At 50.8% G+C, this 17,299-nt stretch carries 16 protein-coding genes and 4 pseudogenes; 10 read left to right on the forward strand and 10 right to left on the reverse strand.

Annotated features, from left to right (window positions below; translation table 11 throughout):
* Positions 1 to 363: 363 nt before the first annotated feature.
* Entirely contained in the window at positions 364 to 1,122 is a 759-nt protein-coding gene (locus J1785_RS13280; protein WP_217219546.1) for an alpha/beta hydrolase, read from the forward strand.
* A 19-nt stretch (positions 1,123 to 1,141) separates the two neighbouring features.
* Here the strand turns inward: J1785_RS13280 and J1785_RS13285 are convergent, their stop codons facing one another.
* The 4 genes from J1785_RS13285 to rhaS (J1785_RS13300) all read right to left on the reverse strand — a co-directional run bounded on the left by J1785_RS13285 (position 1,142) and on the right by rhaS (J1785_RS13300) (position 5,458).
* Positions 1,142 to 2,218, reverse strand: a complete 1,077-nt coding sequence (locus J1785_RS13285) for a hypothetical protein (protein ID WP_217219547.1) — start codon at positions 2,216 to 2,218, stop codon at positions 1,142 to 1,144.
* Between the two features lie 140 nt (positions 2,219 to 2,358).
* Positions 2,359 to 2,940 (reverse strand): LUD domain-containing protein, encoded by a 582-nt coding sequence (locus tag J1785_RS13290; RefSeq protein WP_217219548.1) that lies wholly within the window; start codon positions 2,938 to 2,940, stop codon positions 2,359 to 2,361.
* A 72-nt stretch (positions 2,941 to 3,012) separates the two neighbouring features.
* Positions 3,013 to 4,452: an aldehyde dehydrogenase gene (gene aldA, locus J1785_RS13295; protein WP_217157937.1), complete on the reverse strand. Its 1,440-nt coding sequence runs from the start codon at positions 4,450 to 4,452 to the stop codon at positions 3,013 to 3,015.
* Positions 4,453 to 4,639: 187 nt separating this feature from the next.
* The gene (gene rhaS / locus J1785_RS13300) at positions 4,640 to 5,458 is read right to left on the reverse strand and encodes an HTH-type transcriptional activator RhaS (protein ID WP_129953362.1); all 819 of its coding nucleotides are present in this window, start codon (positions 5,456 to 5,458) and stop codon (positions 4,640 to 4,642) included.
* A gap of 391 nt (positions 5,459 to 5,849) precedes the next feature.
* Here rhaS (J1785_RS13300) and rhaS (J1785_RS13305) point away from each other — a divergent pair, with 391 nt between their 5' ends.
* The 4 genes from rhaS (J1785_RS13305) to J1785_RS13320 all read left to right on the forward strand — a co-directional run bounded on the left by rhaS (J1785_RS13305) (position 5,850) and on the right by J1785_RS13320 (position 10,454).
* Positions 5,850 to 6,842: a rhamnose ABC transporter substrate-binding protein gene (gene rhaS, locus J1785_RS13305; protein WP_129953363.1), complete on the forward strand. Its 993-nt coding sequence runs from the start codon at positions 5,850 to 5,852 to the stop codon at positions 6,840 to 6,842.
* A gap of 68 nt (positions 6,843 to 6,910) precedes the next feature.
* Positions 6,911 to 8,425, forward strand: coding sequence for a sugar ABC transporter ATP-binding protein (locus J1785_RS13310; RefSeq protein ID WP_129953364.1), 1,515 nt, complete (start codon positions 6,911 to 6,913; stop codon positions 8,423 to 8,425).
* Complete coding sequence (locus tag J1785_RS13315) at positions 8,422 to 9,435, forward strand: ABC transporter permease (protein ID WP_129953365.1); 1,014 nt, start codon at positions 8,422 to 8,424, stop codon at positions 9,433 to 9,435. The genes J1785_RS13310 and J1785_RS13315 overlap by 4 nt, the downstream gene beginning before the upstream one ends.
* Positions 9,436 to 9,491: 56 nt before the next feature.
* Complete coding sequence (locus J1785_RS13320) at positions 9,492 to 10,454, forward strand: ABC transporter permease (RefSeq protein ID WP_217219553.1); 963 nt, start codon at positions 9,492 to 9,494, stop codon at positions 10,452 to 10,454.
* A 192-nt stretch (positions 10,455 to 10,646) separates the two neighbouring features.
* Here the strand turns inward: J1785_RS13320 and J1785_RS13325 are convergent.
* A pseudogene (locus J1785_RS13325) lies at positions 10,647 to 10,754 on the reverse strand (Fic family protein); the annotation flags it as partial.
* An 82-nt stretch (positions 10,755 to 10,836) separates the two neighbouring features.
* Here J1785_RS13325 and panE point away from each other — a divergent pair.
* Both panE and J1785_RS13335 read left to right on the forward strand, forming a co-directional pair.
* Positions 10,837 to 11,760 carry a 2-dehydropantoate 2-reductase gene (gene panE, locus J1785_RS13330; RefSeq protein ID WP_217138789.1) on the forward strand — a complete coding sequence of 308 codons (924 nt, stop codon included), beginning with the start codon at positions 10,837 to 10,839 and terminating at the stop codon, positions 11,758 to 11,760.
* A 301-nt stretch (positions 11,761 to 12,061) separates the two neighbouring features.
* Positions 12,062 to 12,232: pseudogene (locus J1785_RS13335) on the forward strand (type VI secretion system tube protein Hcp); the annotation flags it as partial.
* Between the two features lie 21 nt (positions 12,233 to 12,253).
* On the opposite strand, the gene J1785_RS13340 reads toward J1785_RS13335, so the two are convergent.
* The 5 genes and pseudogenes from J1785_RS13340 to J1785_RS13360 form a co-directional block, all read right to left on the reverse strand.
* Positions 12,254 to 12,598, reverse strand: a complete 345-nt coding sequence (locus J1785_RS13340) for a DUF1493 family protein (protein ID WP_129953367.1) — start codon at positions 12,596 to 12,598, stop codon at positions 12,254 to 12,256.
* Positions 12,583 to 13,043, reverse strand: a pseudogene (locus tag J1785_RS13345) (STM2901 family protein). Before J1785_RS13345 ends, J1785_RS13340 begins: the two are co-directional and overlap by 16 nt.
* Positions 13,044 to 13,204: 161 nt before the next feature.
* The gene (cybB, locus tag J1785_RS13350; RefSeq protein ID WP_129953368.1) at positions 13,205 to 13,738 is read right to left on the reverse strand and encodes a cytochrome b561; all 534 of its coding nucleotides are present in this window, start codon (positions 13,736 to 13,738) and stop codon (positions 13,205 to 13,207) included.
* 209 nt (positions 13,739 to 13,947) lie between these two features.
* A complete protein-coding gene (locus J1785_RS13355; RefSeq protein WP_217219549.1) occupies positions 13,948 to 14,355 on the reverse strand; it encodes an H-NS family histone-like protein in 408 nt (135 codons plus the stop codon).
* Positions 14,356 to 14,913: 558 nt separating this feature from the next.
* Positions 14,914 to 15,287, reverse strand: a pseudogene (locus J1785_RS13360) (LysR substrate-binding domain-containing protein); the annotation flags it as partial.
* A 294-nt stretch (positions 15,288 to 15,581) separates the two neighbouring features.
* On the opposite strand from J1785_RS13360, the gene J1785_RS13365 reads away from it, so the two are divergent.
* The 3 genes from J1785_RS13365 to J1785_RS13380 form a co-directional block, all read left to right on the forward strand.
* Positions 15,582 to 15,887, forward strand: a complete 306-nt coding sequence (locus J1785_RS13365) for a YdgH/BhsA/McbA family protein (RefSeq protein WP_129953370.1) — start codon at positions 15,582 to 15,584, stop codon at positions 15,885 to 15,887.
* A 576-nt stretch (positions 15,888 to 16,463) separates the two neighbouring features.
* Positions 16,464 to 16,724: a helix-turn-helix domain-containing protein gene (locus J1785_RS13375; RefSeq protein WP_217219551.1), complete on the forward strand. Its 261-nt coding sequence runs from the start codon at positions 16,464 to 16,466 to the stop codon at positions 16,722 to 16,724.
* 323 nt (positions 16,725 to 17,047) lie between these two features.
* Positions 17,048 to 17,299 (forward strand): TM2 domain-containing protein (locus J1785_RS13380; RefSeq protein WP_217219552.1); only part of this gene is annotated, 252 nt, incomplete at its 3' end.

Raw genomic sequence — 17,299 nt, forward strand, 5'->3', positions numbered from 1 at the left:
GACTTTCAGTGGGCTAATTCCGCTTCGTCTTTCGAAACCCACGCGAAAATGCAGGCTACAGAATAAATATAGACCATTCTTTTAAGACGGCGACATATTGATCGCCGTTTTTTCAGACGATCCGTTTCGCATAATGAAACCCGACCTCTTTACAAAACATATAAAATGGAAAATTCCCGCCACGCCTAAAATACCCGCAAATAATGCCGGGGAAACGTTTTCACAGCGCCTTTCGGGGCCTGCGGCTTCTGCGGCTTTATGACGTTTTTGTCATCCGCACGTCATTCCTCTGTCAGAGCACCGCGCTCAAAGTGGCCTCACACACTGAGTTTCATTTCTGATCACAGTAAAAGAGGTCATGCCATGCGTTTACGTTTAGTTTCAACATTGTTGTTTGCCGCCACAGCGGCGTTCGGTTCTCAGGCAGCCAACGCTGCGCCGGTGAAAAATATTGTGCTGGTTCACGGCGCGTTTGTCGGCGGTTCAGGCTGGCGTCCGGTGTACGACATCCTGACGCATGACGGCTATAAAGTGACACTGGTGCAGGAGCCACTGACGTCTTTCCCGGATGACGTCGCCGCCACCAAACGTATTCTGGACAGGCAAAACGGTCCGGCGATCCTGGTCGGTCACAGCTACGGCGGCGCTATCATTACGGAAGCAGGGAATGATACGCACGTCGCGGGGCTGGTTTACATCGCAGCACATGCGCTGGATAACGGTGAAACGGAAGCGATTAACGGCAAGAAATACCCGAACTCTGCGCATCCGTTTGTGAAAACGCCGGACGGTTTCCTGTACATCAATCCGGCCAATTTCCCGTCTGATTTCGCCGCAGACCTGCCGCGCAAACAGGCTGAATTTGAAGCGCAGGCACAGATGCTGACGTCCGCCAGCGTATTCACGGCAAACATTCCTGATCCGGCATGGAAAGTGAAACCAAGCTGGTACATGGTGGCGAAGTCCGACAAGATCATTAATCCTGATTTAGAACGTATGTACGCCAAACGCGCGCACAGCCACACCGTCGAAATCGCCGGTGCCAGCCATTCGGTTTATGAATCACATCCAAAAGAAGTGGCCGCACTGATTGAGCAGGCGGCAACAGGGGCGGTGAAGTAAAGGCAGGAAACTCGCTCCTCTACGCCCTGCGGGTAAACGCGATCATCAGGGATAGGGCATAGACCACACAGCCCAGAAATGCAGCGGGGGCGAGGCTGTCAAACAGATGTCCGGGTTGGGCATCTGAATACAATACCAGTGCCACGACGGAAATCCCCATCATGGCACCCGGTACGTGGATCCAGCGGTTCAGGCGTTCCTTTTGCGCCTTGTAGGCGGCAAATTCCTGATTTGTCCGGTCAAGCGCGTCGCTGAGACGCTCACAGTCTTCTTCGTTATCACGCAAACGCTCGGCCAGACAGCTGTTTTCCTCTTCCAGATCCGCGATTTGCTTCTTCAGTTTTGCCTTTTCGTTTTTCGCACTCTGCCCTTCATACTCTTCGAGTTTCAGACTGGCACGAAGCTGTGTGATTTTACGGTTCGCCTCAGCCGTCAGTTCTTTCTGTTGCCCGAGCAGGGCGTAATTCCCGTCGGCACGACGGTTAGCAGCGTGGCGTTTATCCTCTTCCTCACGCATCTGGCGTTCCGACTCGGTTTCCAGCCGGCTTAAACGCTGTTGCAGCGTATCGCGCGCTGCCGCCATCGCAGCCATCTGACTGCCGGTATAAGCAATCAGCCGGTTTGCGGCATCCAGTTCTGCGGAGTTTGAATTGCCAGTCGCCCGCTGGCGTGAGCGCAACAAGGTCAGTTCATCGGCGTGCTGCTTTTTCTGTATATCGGCCTGGCGCAGCAGTTCGCTGATTCGCGTATTAAGACGTGATAATTCCCCTTTCATCCGCTCAACGTCTTCTGTATTGCCGCCATGTGTTTGGTTGCGTGCAACGGCCAGTTCATGTGTCAGGCTGCGGACCTGTTTTTCCAGTGAAAGGAGTTTTTCGAGCGTGACGGCGGTGTCTTTGTAAACAGTTTTTACTTTTGTTTTCTCTGACTCGGCGCGGCTGAAACTGACGCCTCTGAGTGCGCTCTCTACTTCACGGGCAATGGTCATTTTATCCATGGCCTTCATCCGGTTGCACGCGCTGGCCAGGAAAGTGGCCGCTTCGTTGCCGTTACCGGTTCCAAATGCTTGTTTGATAAGGCTCTGTATCACGCTCATGGTTAACGCACTCACTTGCCGTAAAAGTCAGGACACGCCCGTTGTGCACCTGTTTACTCATTGTATCAGATAGGATTTATTTTATTTACAGGAGTTATTTTACGCGAGGTGAGTACAGCAGGATCCGTGGATTTTCTGACTTAAATCGCGATCACCCGCAGGCTTTTGACACCTTTCGCGCCGAGCATCAGCGCACTTTCGCTGTCGGCCATCGCCGCCGGGCCGGTGACCAGGATCGCGTAGCGGGCGTTGAATGGCTGCGGCTGGCGGTGGGCAAGGTGCAGGTGTTCGATGATGTGATTAATGTCGAGCAGCACCACCAGATTTTTAGCCATCGCACTGAGGGAATTCACACAAAGTTGCGGATCACTGAGAAATACAGCGCCGGTTTCTGCGACACCAAAACAGGCACGGACCACGCCGACATCGACATCTTTCAGCGATGCGGCCTGCATCCGGGCGTCAAGATTCCTCTCTGCGATAATCTCCGGCGTAGCGGAACAAAACAGAGAATCTGCCGGATATAACCCGCGCAGATAGGCGTTGAGGGTCATATAACCGTGTGGCGACGTCCGCAGGAAAGTGTCATCCCAAATCCCCCCCATCAGGGTCAGCGCACGGCCAAATTCTTCTGACGGAGTAGATTTTTCAGCGGGCGACGGGAACAGCATTTGCATAAATTTATGCTGACGAATGCCGGTCAGGAAATCATTGCGGCTCACGGGGTTTCCTTGTCAGATGAAAGTCAGCCAGCCGGAGAGAGAGGTTACCCTGCTCCGGCCACAGTGTGTTCATTAATGGAACTGCAGGTATGCAACATGTGTTTGCAGATATTCCTGCAAACCGTGTTTTCCGTCGGCGCCACCGACACCCGACTTACGCCAGCCCGCGTGGAAGCCCTGCATGGCTTCGAAGTTTTCGCGGTTGATGTACGTTTCGCCAAATTTCAGCTGCTTAAGCGCCTTCATCGCCGTATTGATGTTGCTGGTGTAAATCGATGACGTCAGCCCGTATTCACTGTCGTTTGCCATGGCAATCGCCTCATCCAGCGTTTTGAACGTGGCAACCGGCAGTACAGGGCCAAACACTTCTTCATGCATAATCGGCATATCCTGCTTTACATCCACCAGCACTGTCGGCTGATAGAAGAAACCTTTATCACCATGACGCTTTCCACCCAGCAATACTTTTGCGCCCTGTGACACGGCTTTCGCCACTTTTTCTTCCACACGCTGCAATGCTGCACCGCTGATCAATGGCCCCATATCCAGCTCTTTTTGCTCAGCGGTATTGCCGAATGTGACTTTCTTCATCGCTTCGCTGATGCGGGAAATAAATTCGTCATACACCCCTTCCTGCACGTAAACGCGTTCCGCGCAGTTACACACCTGCCCGGTATTGATGACGCGCGAACTGACGATGGCTTTCACCGCCAGATCCAAGTCTGCGTCATTCATTACGATAGCCGGGGCTTTGCCGCCCAGTTCCAGCGAGACTTTGGTGACATTCTGCGCCGCTGCGGTCATGGTGGCGATGCCTGCTGCTACGCTGCCGGTCAGGCTGACCATGCCGACTTTCGGATTCGCCGCCAGTTCCTGCCCGACTGTCGGACCGTAGCCGGTGACAATATTCAGCACACCTTTTGGCAGACCAATTTTGTGAATAATTTCCGCGAAGATCACCGCATTGTTTGGCGTGATTTCACTCGGTTTGATCACGATGGTGTTACCCGTGATCAGCGCCGGTGCTGCTTTACGGGCGATCAGGAAGAACGGGAAGTTCCACGGCAAAATACCGGTGGTCACGCCGATGGCTTTGCGGAACACAAAGATGTTTTCATTTGGCCGGTCGCTCTGAATGATTTCCCCTTCATAGCGACGGGCCCATTCCGCCATGTAGTCAAGATAATCGGCGGTGAACAGCACTTCGGTTTGCGCCAGGCCGTAGGTTTTACCGCCCTCCGCAATAATGGTTTCAGTCAGTTCGGCTTCGCGCTCACGGATACCGTCGGCGATTTTATGCAGCCACACGCCGCGTTCTACTGCAGGCAAGGCTTCCCAGCCCGGTTGCGCCGCTTCGGCCGCATCAATGGCTTTTTTAGCATCTTCAGCCGACCCTTCGGGGATCTGCGAAATCACGCGTTCTGTCGCCGGATTCACAACGTCAATCCATTTACCGCCCGTGTTTTCGACGAACTCGCCGTTGATGTACATACGTTTCTGAACTGTGCTCATGTAGCGTCTCCAAATACGGATAGAGGTGATGAACGAATTGTTAATAAAAAAGCTCTTTTTTGTGAAGTTTTAACAGCCTGTTCTATCCGGGGAGTCATTACCTTTCCGTGGTTGCCATTTAATTTTAAGAAATGGCAAAAATGTCATGGTCGGACTGACTGACATAACATTTTTGCAAATTACGGGGCTACTGGCGCACACTTCGGGGGGCATAACCAAATTCGCGTTTAAACAATGTGGAGAAATAATTGCTATCACAGAAACCGCAATTGTGCGCAATCTCGGTTATCGGGCTGTCGCTGAAACGCAGCATGTTACGCGCATTGAGCAGACGCAGGCGGTTGAGGTAATTGAGCGGTGTGCAGCCGGTTTGCTGTTTCATCTGGCGATGCAAGGTGCGCAGCGACATTGAGAACCGCGCAGCCAGTTCAGGCCAGTCGACGTCCTCGTTGTAATGCTCATTCAACCAGTCCAGCAGATTGTTCAGATCACCGCCCTGCCCGCGATAACCCACCTCACGGCTGCCTTTGCGCAGTAACAATAACAGCTGCATAAAATATAATTCCTGCTGCGCCTGCGATTGCGGAGATTGCATAGCAGGGGATCGCGCCAGCAAATCAATCAGCATTTTAGCCTGGATTATCTGATTCGGACTGATGCGCCAGTGCGCAGGATAGACCCCGTCCACTTCCTGCGGCAGTAAATCACCGACGCCGTTGAGAAAACGAAACGCATTCGGGCTGCGATACAGCACGTTGGTCAGATGCAGGTGGTCGGTATCTTCATAGAGATGATGGTCGCAGTGGCGTACAAAACACACACTGCCCGAACTCAGGATCAGCGGCTGATCATTAAAAACGTGCGTGCCGGTGCCATGCTCAACCAGCACAATTTCATTGAAATCCTGATGATGATGTTCAGGAAAGGTTTCCTGCGGATAACGGGGTTCAATAGCGACCGGGAAATCTCCTGAGAGAAAATACTCACTACTGCGTAACACGGTCATTTCCGACTCCTTATTAACATTATCGTAATATCTTAGTCGGCGCCGGAGTGTCCATCGGGTTGAAACTGTGATCCGCCAGCCGCTTTTGAACAAAACATTCCCTTCCTTATTAAATCCTTTGCAATCCGGCACCCTGCGTAGCTTTATGCCCAATTTCAGTGCGGTTTTCTAAGACCGGTAATGTGTGTTTTTCTGACCGTTTGGCATGACCGAAACAAGATTGTTATCAAATTGTGAGGTTGTTCGCTTAAACCTTTGCATCTTTGCCATAGTTCGCGCTGAACTGGCACTCGCGGAAAGGTGAGCCTGTCAGCAACCTCCTAGAGTCGTGATCATGCGCCTGGCGCGTCGGCAATTTTTTAGTCGTTAAACTTTATGCGGAGTACAAACAATGAAATTAAAACACGTACTGAGCCTCACCCTGATGGCGGGCAGTATTCTGCTGGCAGGCGCGGCATCGGCAGAAGTGAAAATTGCACTGGTGGCAAAGTCGCTGGGCAACGGTTTTTTTGAAGCAGCAAACGTCGGCGCTCAGCAGGCTGCCAAAGAACTGGGTGATGTAAAAGTAATCTATACCGGCCCGACAACGACCACCGCCGAAGCGCAAATCGAAGTGCTAAATGGCCTGATTGCGCAGGGCGTCGACGCCATCGCCGTCTCGGCCAATGACCCCGATGCACTGGTGCCGGTGCTGAAAAAAGCCATGCAGCGCGGCATTAAAGTGGTGTCCTGGGATTCCGGTGTCGCCAAAGATGGCCGCCAAATCCATCTCAATCCCTCCAACAATGCATTGATTGGCGAAACCAACGTCAAACTGGCTGCCGACGCGCTGAAAGCGCTGAATGTGGAGAAAGGTGATGTCGCGATCCTGAGCGCAACCCCTACCTCCACCAACCAGAATCTGTGGATTGCGGAAATGAAAAAAGTGCTGCCGAAATACCCTTCGGTGAATCTGGTGACCGTCGCTTATGGTGATGATTTGTCAGATAAAAGCTACCGCGAAACCATTGGTCTGTTGAAATCCTATCCGGATCTGAAAGTGATTATTTCCCCTTCATCCGTGGGTATCGTGGCAGCGGCGCAGGCGGTCAAAGATCAGGGCAAAATCGGTAAGGTTTACGTAACAGGACTCGGGCTGCCGTCTGAAATGGCAGGCGCAGTGAAATCCGGTGCAACGAAAAGTTTTGCCATCTGGAACCCGATAGATCTGGGTTACGCCGCCACCTATCTGGCTGATGATTTGGTGAAAGGCACCGCCACTAAGACGGAAGCCAGCATGGGCCGTTTAGGTAAAGTGAAACTTGATGCAGACGGCAGCGGTGCAATGGCTGAACCTTTTGTCTACGACGCCAGTAATATCGATAAATTCTCTAAAATCTTCTGATCCTGAACGCGGCTGGCCGGATTACCGGTCAGCCGTTTTGTTGTACTTAGTCAGACTGGGGAAACAACATGAGTGATTCAGCGACACCGCTGTTGTCATTGCAGGGCATCAGCAAAGTCTTTCCGGGTGTCAGGGCGTTAAATAACGTTCACGTGGATTTGTATCCGGGTAAAGTAACCGCCCTGATTGGCGAAAACGGCGCGGGAAAATCAACGCTGGTGAAAGTCATGACCGGCATTTATCAGCCGGAGGAAGGGGAGTTGCACTATAAAGCTATTCCGATAAAACTGCCGAATCCCGAATCCGCCCACAAAGTTGGCATCACCGCTATCCATCAGGAAACCGTACTGTTTGACGAACTTTCTGTCACCGAGAATATCTTTGTCGGCCACTATCTTTATCACGGCATTTTCAAGCGTCTGAACTGGCAGGCGATGCATCAGCAGGCGCGTGATATCCTGACGCGACTTGAAGTAAATATTGACCCTCACGCTATCCTCAAAGAACTGAGTATCGCGCAACGCCACATGGTGGCGATCGCCCGCGCACTGTCGTTTGATGCCCAGGTGGTGATTCTCGACGAACCCACCGCCGCCCTTTCTCAGCACGAAATTATTGAGTTTTATCAGATTGTCGAACGCCTGAAACATGAGGGTAAAGCTATTTTGTTTATCTCACATAAGTTCGACGAGATTTTCACCCTCTCCGATTACTACACCGTTTTGCGCGATGGCAGCTATGTCGGCTCCGGCAAAATCAGTGACATCAGCGAGCAGCAGATGGTGACCATGATGGTGGGCCGTGAAGTCAGTCAGGCATACCCGAAAGTGAACTGCGAGCCTGGGGAAACCGTGCTTGAAGTGCAAAACCTGAGCCATCCGACCGAATTTGCGGGCATTAATTTCTCGCTGCGCAAAGGCGAAATCCTCGGCTTTTACGGGCTGGTGGGGGCGGGACGTACCGAGCTGATGCAGGCGCTGTTTGGTGTCACACAGCCAAACGGCGGAAAAATCCTCATCAACGGCAAAGAACAGCATTTCTCCCGCCCGTCGCAGGCCATCCGCGCCGGGATTGTGTACGTGCCGGAAGAAAGGCAGAAACAGGGAGCGATCATTGATTTGCCGATCAGCCAGAATATCAGTTTGCCGCAACTCAGCCAGCTTAATCCGCGCGGCGTCCTCAATGATAAAAAAGAGTGGGCGCTGGCCGATGATTACGCCAGACGGTTGCAGGTGAAAGCGTCCAGCTGGAAACAGGCCGTGGGCACGCTGTCCGGCGGTAATCAGCAAAAGGTGGTCATCGCGAAATGGCTGGCGACCAAACCGGATATCATCATTCTCGATGAGCCAACAAAGGGCATTGATATCGGATCGAAAGCGGCGGTACATCAGTTTATGTCTGAGCTGGTCGGGCGCGGGCTGGCGGTAATTATGGTGTCTTCCGAATTACCGGAAGTCATGGGCATGGCCGATCGCATTATCGTCATGCATGAAGGGCTGATGGTCGCAGAATTCAATGCCGGCGAAGCCACCGCAGAAAGGATTGTCAGCGCGGCCAGCGGCGCGGGCGAGGAGGCAGCATGATCAGAAACCTGCTGAAATATCGCGAGCTGTTGCTGGCGGTGGTGATAGTGCTGATGGTGCTCAGCGTCGGCGCGCGTTCGCCGGAGTTTGTCGGTGCCGGAAACCTGCTTGAGATGTTTAACGACACCTCGATTTTAATCATCCTCGCGCTCGGGCAGATGATGGTGTTGCTGACCAAAGGTATCGATTTATCGATGGCCGCCAATCTGGCGCTGACCGGTATGATCGTCGCACTGATTAACTTCCACCATCCGGATATCCCGGTGTGGTCACTGGTGTTACTGGCCACTGTTCTGGGACTGGTGATGGGCGCGATTAATGGTCTGCTGGTGTGGAAAGTCGGTATTCCGCCGATTGTGGTAACGCTCGGAACCATGAGCATTTATCGCGGCATTATCTTTCTGCTCTCCAACGGTGGCTGGATCAACGCTCACCAGATGAGCCCTGACTTTCTCAGTCTGCCACGCACCACCTTTATCGGCCTGCCGCTACTGGGCTGGTGTGCGATTGCCGCACTGATTCTGGTGGCATATTTTCTGCGTTACAGCCGTACCGGACGTGCGCTATACACAGCTGGCGGCAATGCCACCGCAGCGTATTACACCGGCATCAACGCGGGCAAAATGCAATTCGTCAGCTTCTGTCTCTCCGGTGCGCTGGCGGGTTTCTGCGGCTATCTGTGGATCTCACGCTTTGCCGTGGCTTACGTGGATGTCGCCAACGGTTTTGAATTACAAATTGTCGCGGCATGCGTTATTGGCGGAATCAGCACCATGGGGGGTATCGGTTCGGTGATCGGTTGCCTGCTGGGCGCACTATTCCTCGGCGTCATCAACAATGCCCTGCCGGTGATTGAAGTGTCGCCGTTCTGGCAGATGGCGATTTCCGGCGGCGTGATTGTGATTGCCGTCATCCTCAATGAACGTGCCAATAAACGTAAAGGACGGCTGATTCTGCGCCACTCGCCTGCCGTCCGGCCTGTGCGAACTGAAACCGGGGTAAGCTCATGAACAAAACCTTAACGTCACGCAACACGCCACATTCCTCCTCCGGCGAAAAAACCACCATGGCCGTCACGCCGTTTTTCCGCCGCCTGATGTGCTGGGAAGGTTTTTTACTGCTGGTGACGCTGCTGGTGTTTGTGGTGAATGCGTTCGCCTCACCCTATTTCCTCAATATATGGAACCTGTCGGACGCAACATTTAACTTCACCGAAAAAGCCATCATTGTGCTCCCCATGGCGATGCTGATTATCGCCCGCGAGATCGACCTGTCGGTCGCTTCCACCATGGCGCTGAGTTCCACCATCATGGGATTCTGCGCTCAGGCTGGTTTACCCACACCGGCGCTGGTGGGTGTGGGGCTCAGCGTGGGTTTATTGTGCGGGCTGATCAACGGACTGCTGGTGACACGGCTGAATCTGTCTTCTATCGTGATTACCATCGGGACCATGAGTCTGTTCCGTGGTATTACCTATGTACTGCTGGGTGATCAGTCGCTGAATAAATATCCCGCCAGTTTTGCGTGGTTTGGTCAGGGTTATGTCTGGGGGCCGTTGTCGTTTGAATTCGCGTTGTTCCTGGTACTGGGCGCGGTATTTTATTTCCTGCTGCACAAAACTAACTTTGGCCGCCGCACTTATGCAATCGGTAATAATCCGGTTGCCGCCTGGTATTCCGGTATCAACGTCAAGCGACACAACCTGACGTTGTTCGTGCTGGTGGGCGTGATGTCCGGGCTGGCGGCAGTTCTGCTGACATCGCGCCTCGGCAGTACGCGACCGACACTGGCGCTCGGCTGGGAGCTGAGCGTGATTACCATGGCTGTACTCGGTGGTGTCAGTGTACTCGGCGGTTCCGGCAGCATGACCGGCGTGATTATTGCCGCGTTCCTGATGGGACTGCTGACATTCGGCCTCAGCCTGCTGAATGTGCCGGGGATTGTGATGTCAGTGATTGTCGGTGCGATGTTGATCGTGGTGATTTCACTGCCGGTGCTTTACCGCAAGATTCTGGCGCGGGGGAAATAACCCGGTTATATCCTCTGTTATGGCTCCCTGGCGGCGGGCGGGGAGTCACAGTATTTTCCAGAATTCTTTCTTGGTTGGCCCCGCCCTTTCAATCCGATGGCTATCCTGAAGTCGTTTATTATTACGTTCGATAGATCTGCGACTGAGTATCATTTTTTCAGCCAGTATTGGAATGGTAATAAAGGCGTCTTTATGAATAAGCTGATTATCTCGATAAACGCCCACATCGCCGCTGCGCAATTGTCCGGGTGCATCAACCAGTCCCGCCATCAGCAACCGGTGTGCTTTTAATACATCATCCCCTCTTGCTTCCTGTTGCCCTCTTCCCGTAGTTTAAAACCCACTGGTTGATTTCTGAATGTCTTGAACGATGGGGAAAAAAATGCGGATTTTAGTCGTGGGCGCTGGTGCGACCGGCGGATATTTCGGGGCACGGCTGGCGCAGGCCGGGCAGGACGTGACATTTCTTTTACGTGAAAAACGCGCGCACGCGGTACAACAGGACGGGCTCACGATCCACAGCCCGCACGGTGATTTCCATGTGCAGCCCAATGTAATACAGGCCTCTCAGCTGACCGGCCCGTATGATCTGATTTTGCTGACAGTAAAAAGCTTCGGACTGGAAGCCGCAATGAAAGATATCGCACCGGTAGTGGGTGAAAATACGATGGTCATGCCGGTACTTAACGGGATGAAACATATGGAGACACTGAGTCTGCGTTTCGGTGAACATGCGTTAATCGGTGGTCTGTGCAAGATCAACGCGACGCTGGATGCTGAAGGACATATTCATCAGATGACGCCTTTGCACCAGATTATTTATGGCGAACTCTCCGGCGAAAAAACCGAACGTATTCTGAAAGTCGATCAGGCATTCCAGAGTGCGGGTATCGACGCGGTGCTTTCTGAAACCATTATCAGCGATTTGTGGGAAAAGTGGCTGCTGCTGTCGAGCTTTGGCGCGATCACCTGCACCATGCGCGGAAACATCGGCCAGGTGGCTTCTGCACCCGGCGGAACAGAGTTCGCGCAGGCTATTGTCACCGAGGCACTGACCACCATGAAAGCCTTTGGCTACGCGGAACGCGCGGCGGCCGTGGCAAAAGTCAGGGAAGCGGTCACTGATAAAAACTCGCCACAAACCTCTTCCATGTACCGCGATATGACGCAGGGATATCCGATTGAAGCCGACCAGATTATTGGTGATTTGGTCGGGCGCGCGACGCGTGTGGGGATAAATATTCCGCTGTTACAGGCGGCGTATACACACCTTTGTGTGTATCAGAAAAACCGAGAATTAAACTAATTACCATCCGCCTGTTCGCGCATTTTTTACATGCAGAACGGGCGTATTCAAAATCTGTGATTTCCCATTATTGCGCAGCATCACTCCTACGATTGCCCCCAAAATGCACCAAGAGCAGAAATGCTCAAGCTGCCACACATTGCCTTATCTATGGCGCAGACAATCTGTCATCCATTAAAACAAAAAAACCGCCATCATGTGGGGAGGTGATCAATTCTGGACTGTTTGAAAGCTCGGGGAAATGGGCGCGGGGCCGATCATGTATGACGTCAAATCTCAGTACGGGGAAAAGCGGAACCACCTGGAAGTGGTGAAGGTGATTTCCGTTTCTCCTATGATGCACGATACCCGCAACTGTCCCGGCACGGGCCATCTTGAGAGCGTTGATTTACGCTACGAGAAAATTACCTGGAAGCATAATGATGGGAACATCATATTTGCTGACTCGTGGAATGATCGCCAAACTGCATGATTAAAAAGGGGCAAAAGCCCCTTAGTCATAAAGCCATTTACCCGCCTTCGCCGATTCTGCGAACATTCTTACCGTTAAGGGCTTTCTGGTCTTTTCTATGTCCTTACGCTTAACCTTAAACCAGCGAGTGAAAAACGGAAGGTTTTCCCAAGGAAAGTAGAAGGACCAATTTACAACTGACAGATCCACTTTAAAGGTTTTTTCATAGGCTTCGAGGGCATATACGAAATCATCACCCGGAGCAAAATCTTGTAGCTCTGTATCAAACTCAAGCGGCACTTCCCTTTTCAAATCGAAATCGTAGTAACCAGGTATTTCCTCGCGGAACATTAATAAGACTTTTTCTTCCATTAAAAGTACGTCCATGCAATACGATCTTCTGGACGTGCTATTAAATTATATTTTGATCTGGTTTCGGCGGCCACCTGCTGAATTAATATGACTGCCATTGCATATCCAACAAAGGGGACATATCTATCAGTGCAGCCCATTTCGTGGTTTTTCGCATAGTCAAGGTATTGAACGACTTACCAACCGGCGTCCACGCTCTAAGGCCAAAGGGCAGTTTGGCTTGCTTTAAAAGGGCCCTCGATAGCTTTGACGCTACGCTGGTTCCCGGTATTGCAGTTACCATCTTGCCCGGAACCGGAATGTAAGGCTGCCCTGTAATAATGAGAACTGTAGCCGTAGTATCCAACCCAAGGTGGTTTGATAAGCTTTCAATAAAAATTAGACCAAATAACTCTTGGTTACTCAGATTGGCATGCCCGTGATAAAAGTACGTTCCGCTCAGCTCTTCAGTCGTATCCATTTCAATATCCTTTTGATTAGAGGGGTTTTAGAATACCGCCGCTTTCATACGCAGACAATTGTTCCCTGACACCGAATCCCCTTTCTGCCCGGCGTGTCACTTTAATCACATCGTCTGACTTAACATCTCGTAACGGTTTTTCATGTCCGCCATTCCCTGCGCTATTTTCTCCCCGGTAGCATCCGCACCAGTGTATTGTCACGCAGACGATAATGATGCCAGAGCGCCGCCAGAGCGTGTAAACCAATCAGGTAATAACCCGTATTGGCCAGCCACATATGCACTGTTTTAAGCTGCCTTTGCAATTCCATATCCGGGAAAACACTTTTTGGCATCATGATGTTAAACATTGTCCAGTCATGACCGGCGTAATATTTCGATAAAATACCCAGTACGGGTAATCCGATAAACATCAGATAAATCACCGTGTGCGTTAGCACCGCAAGATTATGTTGCCAGCGGGGTGGCGCAGGTTTAACAGGCGGCGTGCTATACATTGCACGCACAAACACCCGTACACACATCAGAAATAATACGCAAAAACCCAGACTGTAATGCGTCAGTGTTAATAGTTCGCGTACCTGAGAGCCCCTGGCGAACGCCCCCTTGATATCCATCGTAGTATAAGTAAAAACGACTAAAACCAGCACCAGCCAGTGAATCACAATTTGCACAGAGGAGTATCGGCTACGCATAGAAGTTCCGGTAAACGAAGATACGTTAACCTTACTTCCCAAGACTTAAGCTTACATTAAGAACAATGCGGGATAGCAATGAAAGGGGAAAAAAACAGAACAGTGAAACGTTTAAGAGAGGAAATAAGAAAATAAAAACTGACAGTGAACCGCATTTCCTGCCCGGCTAAAAAGCAGGGCAGAAGAAACTCAGCACATCAACCGTTCGGTTAGCGCGCGATCAGGAAACTTTCCAGTGTAGCGCCAGCATCCAGTGCTGCTTTGATGGCAGAAGGTGTACGGCCCTGACCAGTCCAGGTTTTTTTAGAACCGTCAGTGTCGGTGTACTCATAAAGAGCAGGACGTGGCTTGCGTTTGGCTTTGGTGGTGATTTTCGCACTCTGATGACCCAGAAGATCATCAATCGCGATGCCGTCGTTTGCCAGCATTTCGCGATATTTCAGTAATTTTTCGTCGCGCTCTTGTTGCTGTGCACTGCGCGCTTTTGCATTTTCGCGAGTTTCTTCCACAATGGCGGTCAGTTTTTCAAGGATTTCTTCCAGGGTACTCAAAGGCATTTCGCGAGCCTGAGCCCGAAGTGTACGGATATTATTCAAAACGTTTAATGCATTGTCCATGATGTGCTCACTTTAGAGGCGTTTCATTAAATTAGTCACTCTGATTCTACACAAACAAATAATGATATCAATTGCGTCAGGATAATATTACACCTTATTACACAATTCCTGTGTGAGTCGCTTCGGTTTATTGAATTTTAATGCATTATTTTATAAGAACAGATGATGGATTAATAAATCTCCCCGCACAAACCTCCCTGAGCAGCCCAAAATAAGCAGAAAAAAATTGTTAAGCTAAATTTTCCCCTCTTTATAATAGTATCGCTGCGTGAATAACATGCGGTGCTATTATGTACAAACAGGGTCATTTCTTTTCTTTTGGCGCGGCCCTCAGTACCTGGCTTATTCATAGCGCTAAATAACGCCTTGCCATAAACCCTAACTCCCTGCCGAAACCGCCAAAAAGCATTTTCTGCACAAAAAATGAAATGAAGTTTATGCTGCGGCCCATTAAAATGTGATTTACATCACATAGGGATTTTATTGACTCCATGTTTAAGACAATTTTTGTTGTTTGCGCGGCGTGCGTGGTACTGAAACTCGCGCTGGACTGGCAGATTATTTTGCAGGTTGCGGAAGGTTAACCGTCAGCTGACGGGCCAGAGCCGCAAATTCTGTCAGATTGCGGGTTAACACGCCGCGTCGCCATATCAGCCATGTGGTCAAAAACGATAATTATCGGCCAGCGGCCAGATGCTCACCGTGCTGCTGCCCGGCATACTTTCCAGCATACTACGTGGCATCAGCGCCAGACCGCCTCCGGCTATCACACAAGCCAGCATGCCGTGATAGGACTCCATTTCGTAAATTTTCCCCGGTGCAGCGCCATCATCCGCAAACCAGCTTTCGAAATGACGGCGATAAGAGCAGTTCGACCGGAATGCATAGAGAATCTCCCCGTTAACATCCTGACCGCGTGTCACAGAACCGTGGATGAAAAGTGAAGTGCACATTCCGCAGACATGGGGGGTGACATGTGCCCCTTTTTGTACTCATTTCAAAAACACCTAACCTGTAACCAGGTGAAAATATCCTCTTTTACTTTCGCGTTAATTGTGGCAGGAGATTAATTAACAAAGAATTAGCAATTAAAGCTAAAGGTCATTACATGAAAAGGTATTTATTAGCAATGCCCGCTGAATATTTCAGGTGCGTTAACCTCTTTATTCATTAACGGTGCAACTCAAGATCCGATTTAGAAAAATGACCTGATGAGGAGTAAATCCATGAAAGGCTTAGTGAATGATGTCTTGTCTATATTCTCACCCAAAGCGGTTAAGCCTGTTTTGGTCCGCCCGGGGTTATCACATCGCGAGATTGCCTCGCTGCAGGCCGTCGGTGTGACCACGGTGTCCTGGGCTACCTCCATGGAAGAACTCAATAACGCATTTGTTAAAAAAGCGCTGGATGCCGGTGCCGTCGGCTACCACATTACCCATGTGGAATCGCACAAACCAGGTAAAGAGCAGCAACACGTCATGGCTGCCACCGCGACCTTTTACCATATCAATCACAAAGTGGCTTATGGCTGATGTGTATGGAAGGGCGCTATAAAAATGCCGTGTGCATGCGGCGTTTAGACATTAATAATCCCCCACCCACCTTTCGGCGGATGGGGATTTCTGCAACCTCCTGGCATGAAACCGAATTACATCTGGGTCAATCATGTAACCCGCTGCAACGCCCGAAATTTCTCTGGAAAGCACCCGTCATTTCCGCAGTTAACCCGTTGGTTTAGCTCACTCAATTACGCTATAGTGCGTGCGCCGCGGCAAAATCCGCTGCCGGGTTTCGCAGCCTGAATACCACGTTAGAAACACATATGTCATAATTATGTGTTGAGCCTTCCTGTACCTGTCAAACGCAGAGATATCGTGTTTGTACATTCAATGGTGGCTCAGGCAGGGCAACCTTCGGGTTGGCCGGGTTTCTAACGTTCGCCGGTACTGCGAACCCTGTCTGAGCTTCCACCAATAAGAGTTTCGCAGCTCTGTCGGTGGTTTATATCCACACGTTAGAGATTCAAAACATGAAACTATCACATACCCCTACGTTTCTGCCCTTCTGCCCTGCTGTTCCTGCGCTGTCAAAAACAGGAGTAACCCGTCATGAATAATCACGACTGGCATCAGGCTGATATCATTGCCGCATTGCGTAAGAAAGGCACCACGCTGGCCGCCGTTTCCCGTGCTGCCGGTCTGAGTTCCTCGACGCTGTCTAACGCACTTTCAAGACCCTGGCCGAAAGGCGAGCTCCTGATTGCCCAGGCACTGGAAATACACCCAAGCACCATCTGGCCAAGCCGGTATTTTGATCCCAAGACCCGTAAACGTATTCAGCGGACGGTGAGATCGTCGCACAGAATATAGAAATTGATATCAGGGTGCGGAATGCGCCCTTTTTAGTGGCCGTTTTAAAAATTTGCTAATCTGCCACCGCGACCTTTTACCATATCAATCACAAAGTGGCTTATGGCTGATGTGCATGGAAGGTAGTTTTGACATAAAAACGCTGCAGCCCGTGGAGTTTGCGGCATTATTTATTGATAATAAAGCGTATTGAAGACCATTCATTGCCCGCGCGGTAAGCTGGCAGAACGCATCCCCTTCTCGCTGAGGCATCATCATTCTCTTTTTCTTAATGATAATTACGGGTAAGATTAGTCCGAATAATAACATGTAAGGAAATAGAAATGGGATCTATGGTTTTTTGTAGAGGATGCGGAAAGGAGATCCATGAGTCGGCTAAATCATGCCCTCATTGTGGAGCAACTCAAAACGTTAATCCTCAGGGAACTAAAAGCAGGGTTGCTGCAGCTTTGTTGGCTTTCTTCCTGGGTGGTTTTGGTGTTCATAAGTTTTATCTGGGTAAAATCGGGCAAGGATTCTTATACCTCATCTTCTGCTGGACGTTTATTCCTTCAATAATTGCCTTCATTGAATTC

This window comes from Rahnella perminowiae, assembly GCF_019049755.1.
In the GTDB taxonomy this organism is placed as follows: Bacteria; Pseudomonadota; Gammaproteobacteria; order Enterobacterales; family Enterobacteriaceae; genus Rahnella; species Rahnella perminowiae.

Coding starts and splice junctions, on each gene's coding strand:
- J1785_RS13375 (WP_217219551.1), top strand. CDS start 16,464: ATGAATAATCACGACTGGCATCAGGCTGATATCATTGCCGCATTGCGT.
- J1785_RS13355 (WP_217219549.1), bottom strand. CDS start 14,355: ATGGACAATGCATTAAACGTTTTGAATAATATCCGTACACTTCGGGCT.
- cybB (WP_129953368.1), bottom strand. CDS start 13,738: ATGCGTAGCCGATACTCCTCTGTGCAAATTGTGATTCACTGGCTGGTG.
- rhaS (WP_129953362.1), bottom strand. CDS start 5,458: ATGACCGTGTTACGCAGTAGTGAGTATTTTCTCTCAGGAGATTTCCCG.
- J1785_RS13340 (WP_129953367.1), bottom strand. CDS start 12,598: ATGGACGTACTTTTAATGGAAGAAAAAGTCTTATTAATGTTCCGCGAG.
- J1785_RS13315 (WP_129953365.1), top strand. CDS start 8,422: ATGATCAGAAACCTGCTGAAATATCGCGAGCTGTTGCTGGCGGTGGTG.
- panE (WP_217138789.1), top strand. CDS start 10,837: ATGCGGATTTTAGTCGTGGGCGCTGGTGCGACCGGCGGATATTTCGGG.
- J1785_RS13365 (WP_129953370.1), top strand. CDS start 15,582: ATGAAAGGCTTAGTGAATGATGTCTTGTCTATATTCTCACCCAAAGCG.
- J1785_RS13310 (WP_129953364.1), top strand. CDS start 6,911: ATGAGTGATTCAGCGACACCGCTGTTGTCATTGCAGGGCATCAGCAAA.
- aldA (WP_217157937.1), bottom strand. CDS start 4,452: ATGAGCACAGTTCAGAAACGTATGTACATCAACGGCGAGTTCGTCGAA.
- J1785_RS13285 (WP_217219547.1), bottom strand. CDS start 2,218: ATGAGCGTGATACAGAGCCTTATCAAACAAGCATTTGGAACCGGTAAC.
- rhaS (WP_129953363.1), top strand. CDS start 5,850: ATGAAATTAAAACACGTACTGAGCCTCACCCTGATGGCGGGCAGTATT.
- J1785_RS13280 (WP_217219546.1), top strand. CDS start 364: ATGCGTTTACGTTTAGTTTCAACATTGTTGTTTGCCGCCACAGCGGCG.
- J1785_RS13320 (WP_217219553.1), top strand. CDS start 9,492: ATGGCCGTCACGCCGTTTTTCCGCCGCCTGATGTGCTGGGAAGGTTTT.